This window comes from Saccharothrix sp. NPDC042600, from assembly GCF_040647305.1.
Lineage (GTDB): Bacteria > Actinomycetota > Actinomycetes > Mycobacteriales > Pseudonocardiaceae > Actinosynnema > Actinosynnema mutabilis.
On the sequence record NZ_JBEZBW010000188.1, the window covers coordinates 1 to 7,235 of the forward strand.

9 protein-coding genes and 1 pseudogene are annotated in these 7,235 nt (G+C 73.6%); 4 read left to right on the top strand and 6 right to left on the bottom strand.

Annotation, left to right across the window (positions count from 1 at the left end; all coding sequences use genetic code 11):
* Positions 1–235 precede the first annotated feature (235 nt).
* On the top strand, positions 236–1,051 hold the full coding sequence (locus AB0A74_RS42110; protein ID WP_358258773.1) for a purine-nucleoside phosphorylase: 816 nt from the start codon (positions 236–238) through the stop codon (positions 1,049–1,051).
* Positions 1,048–2,664 carry a phospho-sugar mutase gene (locus AB0A74_RS42115; RefSeq protein ID WP_358258775.1) on the top strand — a complete coding sequence of 539 codons (1,617 nt, stop codon included), beginning with the start codon at positions 1,048–1,050 and terminating at the stop codon, positions 2,662–2,664. The genes AB0A74_RS42110 and AB0A74_RS42115 overlap by 4 nt, the downstream gene beginning before the upstream one ends.
* Here AB0A74_RS42115 and AB0A74_RS42120 read toward each other — a convergent pair.
* Complete coding sequence (locus AB0A74_RS42120) at positions 2,654–2,953, bottom strand: hypothetical protein (RefSeq protein WP_358258776.1); 300 nt, start codon at positions 2,951–2,953, stop codon at positions 2,654–2,656. The two genes, AB0A74_RS42115 and AB0A74_RS42120, sit on opposite strands and share 11 nt — an antisense overlap.
* 377 nt (positions 2,954–3,330) lie before the next feature.
* Between AB0A74_RS42120 and AB0A74_RS42125 the strand changes: the two genes are divergently transcribed.
* Together AB0A74_RS42125 and AB0A74_RS42130 are read left to right on the top strand one after the other, a co-directional pair.
* The gene (locus AB0A74_RS42125) at positions 3,331–3,741 is read left to right on the top strand and encodes an NAD(P)H-dependent oxidoreductase (RefSeq protein WP_343940146.1); all 411 of its coding nucleotides are present in this window, start codon (positions 3,331–3,333) and stop codon (positions 3,739–3,741) included.
* Between the two features lie 4 nt (positions 3,742–3,745).
* Positions 3,746–4,267 carry an alpha/beta hydrolase gene (locus tag AB0A74_RS42130; RefSeq protein WP_358258778.1) on the top strand — a complete coding sequence of 174 codons (522 nt, stop codon included), beginning with the start codon at positions 3,746–3,748 and terminating at the stop codon, positions 4,265–4,267.
* Here AB0A74_RS42130 and AB0A74_RS42135 read toward each other — a convergent pair.
* The 5 genes and pseudogenes from AB0A74_RS42135 to AB0A74_RS42155 all read right to left on the bottom strand — a co-directional run.
* Positions 4,264–5,124 carry an aldo/keto reductase gene (locus AB0A74_RS42135; protein WP_358258780.1) on the bottom strand — a complete coding sequence of 287 codons (861 nt, stop codon included), beginning with the start codon at positions 5,122–5,124 and terminating at the stop codon, positions 4,264–4,266. The two genes, AB0A74_RS42130 and AB0A74_RS42135, sit on opposite strands and share 4 nt — an antisense overlap.
* 10 nt (positions 5,125–5,134) lie before the next feature.
* Positions 5,135–6,040: an aldo/keto reductase gene (locus tag AB0A74_RS42140; protein WP_358258785.1), complete on the bottom strand. Its 906-nt coding sequence runs from the start codon at positions 6,038–6,040 to the stop codon at positions 5,135–5,137.
* Positions 6,041–6,084: 44 nt separating this feature from the next.
* A complete protein-coding gene (locus AB0A74_RS42145) occupies positions 6,085–6,468 on the bottom strand; it encodes a MerR family transcriptional regulator (protein WP_343940070.1) in 384 nt (127 codons plus the stop codon).
* Between the two features lie 75 nt (positions 6,469–6,543).
* A complete protein-coding gene (locus AB0A74_RS42150) occupies positions 6,544–6,936 on the bottom strand; it encodes a RidA family protein (RefSeq protein WP_358258782.1) in 393 nt (130 codons plus the stop codon).
* Between the two features lie 36 nt (positions 6,937–6,972).
* Positions 6,973–7,235, bottom strand: a pseudogene (locus AB0A74_RS42155) (hypothetical protein); the annotation flags it as partial.

Below are 7,235 nucleotides of genomic sequence, written 5' to 3' on the forward strand. Positions count from 1 at the left end.
AGCCCTGGCCCTTGCCGTCGCGGATGTTGCGGAACACCTCGGGGCCGCCGACGCGGTCCAGGACGTACTCGATCCACATCAGCTCGGTCCACGCCCGCGCCGCCGGCCCAGCGCCGCCCGCTCGCCGGCCTCGCCGCGGCCGTCGTCGTCCCTCGGCCGGCCGCCCCTCCCCCGGTCCGGGTGGGTGCGCGGGTGTGTGGCGGCAGGGGGCGGGGCGGGCTATTAGGCTCGCGGCGTGACCGCCATCAGTGAAGACCTCACCGGAGACAGCGCCCTGGAGCAGCACGCCGCCGCCGTGCTCGCCGAGAGGACCGGGGTGGCTCGGCACGACATCGCCGTCGTGCTCGGGTCCGGGTGGCGGCCGGCCGCCGACCTCATCGGCGAGCCCGCCGCCGAGGTGCCCATGGGCGACCTGCCCGGGTTCGAGAAGCCGACCGCCGTCGGGCACGGCGGCACGGTGCGCTCCGTGCCCGTCGGCGAGAAGAACGTCCTCGTCCTGCTCGGCCGCACGCACGGCTACGAGGGCAAGGGCGTCGCCAAGGTCGTCCACGGCGTGCGCACCGCCGCCGCGGCCGGCGTCCGGTCGGTCATCCTCACCAACGCCGCGGGCGGCCTGCGGCAGGGCATGTTCGTCGGGCAGCCCGTGCTGATCAGCGACCACCTGAACCTCACCGCCGCGTCGCCGCTGGTCGGCGCGCGGTTCGTGGACCTGACCGACCTGTACTCGACCCGCCTGCGCGAGATCGCCCGGGAGATCGACCCCTCCCTCGAAGAGGGCGTCTACGCGGGCCTGCCGGGGCCGCACTTCGAGACGCCCGCCGAGATCCGCATGCTGCGCACGCTGGGGGCCGACCTGGTCGGCATGTCCACCGTGCTGGAGGCCATCGCGGCACGCGCCGAGGGCGTCGAGGTCTTCGGGTTGTCGCTGGTGACGAACCTCGCCGCGGGCATCACGGGCGAGCCGCTCAACCACGAGGAGGTCCTGGAGGCCGGCGCCGCCGCCGCCAGCCGGATGGGCACCCTGCTGCACGAGCTGGTGGCCCGCGCATGACGCTGACCCCGGCGCTGCGCGACGCCGCGTTCCGGTGGATCGCCGACGACCCGTCGCCCGACACGCGCGCCGAGCTGCAGGGCGTGCTGGCGCGGGCGATGGGCGGTGAGCCGGGCGCGGTCGAGGACCTGGCCGACCGGATGGCCGGGACGTTGACCTTCGGCACGGCCGGCCTGCGCGGGCCCGTGCGGGCCGGGTCGAACGGCATGAACCGGGCGGTCGTCGTCCGGACCACCGCCGGCCTCGCCGCCTGGCTGCGCGCGAAGGGCCACGACGGCACGGTGTTCGTCGGCCGCGACGCCCGGCACGGGTCGGAGGAGTTCGCCGAGGCCACCGCGGCCGTGCTGGCCGGCGCCGGGTTCACCGTGCGGGTGCTGCCCGGTCCGCTGCCGACGCCGGTGCTGGCGTTCCTGGTGCGCAGGCACGGCGCGGTCGCCGGGGTGCAGATCACCGCGTCGCACAACCCGCCCGCGGACAACGGCTACAAGCTCTACCTGGCCGGCGGCGGCCAGATCGTGCCGCCCGCCGACCGCGAGATCGAGGCCGCCATCGCGGCGGTGCCGGCGGCCGTGTCGGTGCCGCTGTCGAACGACTACCTGCCGGTGTCGGACGCCGAGGTGGACGAGTACCTGGAACGGGTCGCGTCGCTGCCCCGAGGCACCGCCCGTGACCTGCGGGTCGCGCTGACCCCGATGCACGGCGTCGGCGGGCGGTTCGCCGTGGACGCCCTGCGCCGCGCCGGGTTCACCGACGTGCGGGTGGTGCGGTCGCAGGCCGTGCCGGACCCGGACTTCCCGACCGTCGCGTTCCCCAACCCGGAGGAGCCGGGCGCGGCCGACGAGCTGCTCAAGCTCGCCGCCGAGGAGGACGCGGACCTGGCCATCGCGCTCGACCCGGACGCCGACCGGTGCGCCCTGGGCGTGCGGGAGCGGGACGGGTCGTGGCGGATGCTGCGCGGCGACGAGACCGGTGTGCTGCTCGGTTCCCTGGTGCTGTCCACTGTGGACAAGCCGGACCCGTTGGTGGCGACCACGATCGTCTCGTCGTCGTTGCTCAAGTCCGTCGCGGCGGCGCACGGCGCGCGGTACGCGGAGACGTTGACCGGCTTCAAGTGGTTGGTGCGCGCGGGTGAAGGGCTGGTGTTCGCGTACGAGGAGGCGCTGGGCAACTGCGTCGACCCCGAGCACGTCAACGACAAGGACGGCATCTCGGCGGCCGTGCTGGCGTGCGACCTGGCGGCCGGCCTGAAGTCGGCCGGGCGGACCCTGCTGGACGCGCTGGACCAGCTCGCGCTCGACCACGGCCTGCACCTGACCGACCAGGTGTCGCTGCGGTTCACCGACCTGAGCCGGATCGGCGCGCTGATGGCCCGGCTGCGCGCGAACCCGCCGGCGGGTTTCGCGTTCGAGGACCTGCTGCCGGACGCGGACGTCGTGCGGCTGACCGCCGAGGGCGTGCGGGTGGTCGTGCGGCCGTCCGGCACGGAGCCGAAGCTGAAGGCCTACCTGGAGGTCGTCGAACCGGTGTCCGGCGACCTCGCGGAGGCCAGGGTGCGCGGTGCGGACCGGTTGGCCGCGTTGCGCGCGCAGGTGTCCGAGCTGCTCACGCCATAAGGGCGATCAGCAGGCAGAGCACCGCGACGACGAGGGACACGCCCGCCACCACGTACGGCCGCCTGGTCGGCGGGCTGACCCGGTCCTGGGTGAACGCGGACACCGCGATCCGCCCGGAGATGTAACTGACGGTGCTCAGAGAGACACCGAGCGCGAGGATCATCGTGTTGACGTCCCAGGGGCTGTGGTCCACCCCGGGCCACAACGCGATGAACACCAGCGGCAACCCGATGAGCCCCACCCCGACCGCGACGCCACCACCCCACGTGATCTTCCGGTTCCGGCTCATCGTGGCGATGCTACGAGTGTCCATTTCTCCCTCCCGGTCACCTACAGAGACGCGCGACGCCGTTGTCGGTTCCACACTCCACGCTATCGGTTCCCGACGAGCGTGCCGGTGGTGGACCACGGCCGCGCTGCGCGCCGCCGGAAGGCCGTGCTGGAGGTGGCGAGATCGGGCTGCTGGAGCGGGTGCTGGGTGCCGAGGGGCTCGCGCCGGTCGAGCGCATCGTCGAGCTGAAGGCGGCGTCCGAGGAGGCGCACGCGACACCCCGCCCGGCCGTGAGGGTCACGAGTACGACTGGTGAGGCGTCGGGGCGTGCGGGCCGGCAGGCTGGCCGCGTGTCGAAGAGGTTGCTGATCGTCCACCACACGCCCTCGCCGGGGATGCAGGAGCTGTTCGAGGCCGTCGTGAAGGGGGCTTCGGATCCGGAGATCGTCGGCGTCGAGGTGGTGCGCAGGCCGGCGTTGGGCGCGAGCGTGTCGGACGTGTTGGCGGCCGACGGGTTCGTGCTCGGCACCCCGGCCAACATCGGGTACATCAGCGGCGCGTTGAAGCACTTCTTCGACACCGTCTACTACCCCTGCCTCGACGCCACGCGCGGCCGGCCGTTCGGCGCGTACGTGCACGGCAACCAGGGGACCGAGGGCGCGGTGAAGGCGATCCGGGACATCACCGGCGGGTTGGGGTGGAAGCCGGTCGTCGAGACCGTCGAGGTGATGGGCGGGCCCGACAAGGGCGCGCTGGAGCGGTGCTGGGAGTTGGGAGCGACGGTGGCCGCGTCCCTGATGGGATGAGCCCATGACGGTGCTGTTCGTGGACGGCTGGTTCGGGCCCGACCCCGGCGACTGGCAGGAGCAGTGGGGACGCGGGCTGGCCGGCTCGCGGCGGGTCGTGCAGGACGACTGGGACACCCCGCGGCGCGACCCGTGGGTGCGGCGGTTGGCCGAGGTGCTGGCCGAGGAGTCCGAACCGCCGGTCCTGGTCGCGCACAGCCTCGGCGCGCTGACCGTCGCGCACTGGGTCGCGGGCGGCGGGTCGGCGCCGGTCAAGGGGGCGTTGCTGGTGACGCCGGCCGACGTCGAGCGCAACCCCGACCCGGCCATCCGGGGGTTCGCGCCGCTCCCCCGCACGCCCTTGCCGTTCCCGACGATCCTCGCCGCCAGCCGCACGGACCGGTGGATGACGCCCGAACGCGCCCGGGAGTTCGCCGACGCGTGGGGCGCGAAGCTGGTGGACGTCGGACCGGTCGGGCACCTCACCGTCGCCGAGGGCGCGGCTGACTGGCCCGTGGGTCGGGCGCTGCTGGACGAGCTGCTCTAGCCGATCAGCGCGAGTTGCCGCGGGGTGAGGGTCAGGGACGCGGCGGCGACGTTCTCCTCCAAGGCCTTGACCCGCGCGGCGCCGGGGATCGGGACCGCGCCCCGGTGGTGCACCCACGCGAGGGCGATCCGCGCCGGGGACACGTCGTGCTCGGCGGCGACGGCGCGGACGGCCTCCATGACCGAGTCGGGGTGGGGACGGCCGGTGGTGAGCGGGCGGAGGTCGCCGGGTGGGTGGGGGTGGCGGGGGAAGGCTCGGCTCAGGGGCGAGTGCGCCACCACGCCGATGCCGAGTTCGCGGCAGGTCGGGATGATCGTCGACTCGGCATCCCGGGACCACGGCGACCACTCGACGCGCACCGCCGTGATCGGGTGCACCGCGTGGGCGCGGCGGATCGTGGCCGCGTCCGCGCCGGTCAGGCCGATGTGCCGGACCTTGCCGGCGGCGACCAGTTCAGCGGCGACCAGTTCGGGGGCGACCAGTTCAGCGGCGGTTTCCGAGGGTGCGGTGAGGTAGTACAGGTCGAGGTGGTCGACGCCCAACCGCCGCAGGGACGCCTCGCACGCCTGTCGCACCGAAGCCGCCGAGTCGGGCCGTGGTCCCAGGGTGGTGGCCAGCACGGCTCGGTCTCGGCGGCCCCGGAGGGCGCGGCCGACCAGGTCTTGGGCGGCGGCCGGCACGTCGAAGAGGGTTATGCCCAGGTCCAGCGCCCGGTGGAGGGTGCGGGCGGCGTGGCCTCCGGCCCCCGGTTCGATTGTCTCACCGGGGACCGACAGAACCTCGGCCGGCGCGAAGCCGGGGAAGCAGGACAGGCCCTGGGCGCTCACCTCCAGGGTGCCCAGGCGGCGGGTGTCCACGGACGGCTCGCTAGCGGTTGGACAGGCGGAGCATCTCGGGTGGGTAGCGGTCGCCGGCGGGGGTCGGGGTGGCGTCCTCGATGGCCTTCAGGTCGTCGGCGGTCAGGGTGATGTCGAGCGCGGCGACGTTCTCCTCCAGGTACTTCACCCGCTTGGTGCCCGGGATCGGAACCACCTGGTCGCCCTGGTGGTGCACCCACGCCAACGCCAGTTGGGCCGCGGTGACGCCGCGTTCGGCGGCCAGCGCCCGCAGGGCCTCGACGATGCGGAGGTTGTGGTCGTAGTTGTCGCCGGAGAACCGGGGCATGGCCCGGCGGGCGTCGTCGTCGCCCAGCGCCTCGCGCTTGACCTCGCCGGTGAGGAAACCCCGGCCCAGCGGCGAGAACGGGACGATGCCGATGCCCAGTTCGCGGCACGTCGGGACCACGGTCTCCTCGATGTCCCGCGACCACAGCGACCACTCGCTCTGCAACGCCGTGATCGGGTGGACGGCGTGCGCCCGCCGGATCGTCGCGGCACTCGCCTCGGACAGGCCCAGGTGGCGGACCTTGCCCTCGGCGACCAGCTCGGCCATCGCCCCGACGGTCTCCTCGATCGGGACGGTCGGGTCCACGCGGTGCTGGTAGTACAGGTCGATGTGGTCCACGCCCAGCCGCCGCAGCGAGGCCTCGCACGCCTGCCGCACGTAGGCCGCGTCACCGCGCGGGCGGCGGTCCGGGTCGGCCAGGGAGAACTTCGTGGCGAGCACGGCCTCGTCGCGGCGGTCCCGCAGCGCGCGCCCGAGCAGTTCCTCGTTGGTGAACGGGCCGTAGACGTCCGCGGTGTCCAGCAGGGTCACGCCCAGGTCCAGGGCGCGGTGGACGGTGCGGATCGACTCGGCCTCGTCACCGGGGCCGTAGGACTGGCTCATCCCCATGCAGCCCAGGCCCTGCGGCCCGACCTCCAGCGTCCCCAGGAGCGTCACGCGGTGACCCCTTCCACGAAAGTGTGCTCGATCTGCTCGTAGTGGGCGATCTTGTACTCCAGCACGTCGAGGCAGGACTGGAGCTCGGCGATGCGTTCACGGACGGACGCGCGGTGCTCGAACAGCATCTGCTTGCGCCTGCCCGCGGTGGCCGCGCCACGGTGCCGCAACTGGGCGTATTCGCGCATCATCCGGATGGGCATGCCGGTGGTGCGCAGACGGGTGAGGAAGACGAGCCAGCTCAGGTCGTCGTCGCTGTAGGAGCGCCGACCTCCGGAGTCCCGAGCAGGGGGGTCGACCAGCCCGATCCGTTCGTAGTAGCGCAGCGTGTCGATCGACAACCCACTGCGCTCGGCCGCTTGAGCGATCGAGTAAGTCACCCCACGACCGTAGGAGCTGGAGTGCACTCCAGGTCAACCCGATTCGCGGACCGCCTCGACTCGGGGACGCCCGGGTCAGCTCCGGACGGCGATCGCGTCCACCTCGAACTTCATGTCCGGCAACGCGAGCGCGGCGACGCCGACCAGGGTCTGCGCGGGCGGCTCGTCGCCCCAGACCTCGTGCACGGCCTTGGCCCAGATGGCGAGCTTGGTCTCGTCGTGGTCGACGATGTGGCTGCCGATGCGGACGACGTCGCCGAAGCCCAGGCCCTCGGCGGCGAGCGCGATCCGGAGGTTGTCCAGGGACTTCGCGACCTGCTCGGCGAAGTCGTCGGACACCACGTGCCCGTCCGGGCCGGACGCGTACTGGCCGGCGATGAACACGACCTCGGTCGCGCGCGCCGAGACGACGTGGCTGTAGCCGAACGGGACCGGGTCGTGCAGGCCGTCGGGGTTGGTGACGCGCATGGTCTCTCCTGTCAGGTGGTGAAGTGGCGACTCAGGTCAGGTCGTGAAGTGGCGGCGGACGCGCTCGGGCACGTCCGGGTTGGTGCGCTCGACGGTCGCCATGAGGTCGGCGACGGTCCGCGCGGCCAACTCCCGCCGCCACGCCAACTCCGCCGCGCTCATGGCGAGGTCGATCGCGCACCGGCCGTCGTCGGCGGGGGTGGTGCCGGGATGGCCGGCGGCGTCGGCCGGGCCGGGGTCGGCCGGGCCGGGGTCGGCCGGGCCGGGGTCGGCCGGGCCGGGGTCGGCCGGGCCGGGGT

What these genes read in the sequence shown, in the direction of transcription:
- AB0A74_RS42150 (WP_358258782.1), bottom strand. Translation starts at nt 6,936, where the DNA reads ATGCGCGTCACCAACCCCGACGGCCTGCACGACCCGGTCCCGTTCGGC.
- AB0A74_RS42125 (WP_343940146.1), top strand. Translation starts at nt 3,331, where the DNA reads ATGCAGGAGCTGTTCGAGGCCGTCGTGAAGGGGGCTTCGGATCCGGAG.
- AB0A74_RS42130 (WP_358258778.1), top strand. Translation starts at nt 3,746, where the DNA reads ATGACGGTGCTGTTCGTGGACGGCTGGTTCGGGCCCGACCCCGGCGAC.
- AB0A74_RS42115 (WP_358258775.1), top strand. Translation starts at nt 1,048, where the DNA reads ATGACGCTGACCCCGGCGCTGCGCGACGCCGCGTTCCGGTGGATCGCC.
- AB0A74_RS42120 (WP_358258776.1), bottom strand. Translation starts at nt 2,953, where the DNA reads ATGAGCCGGAACCGGAAGATCACGTGGGGTGGTGGCGTCGCGGTCGGG.
- AB0A74_RS42140 (WP_358258785.1), bottom strand. Translation starts at nt 6,040, where the DNA reads ATGGGGATGAGCCAGTCCTACGGCCCCGGTGACGAGGCCGAGTCGATC.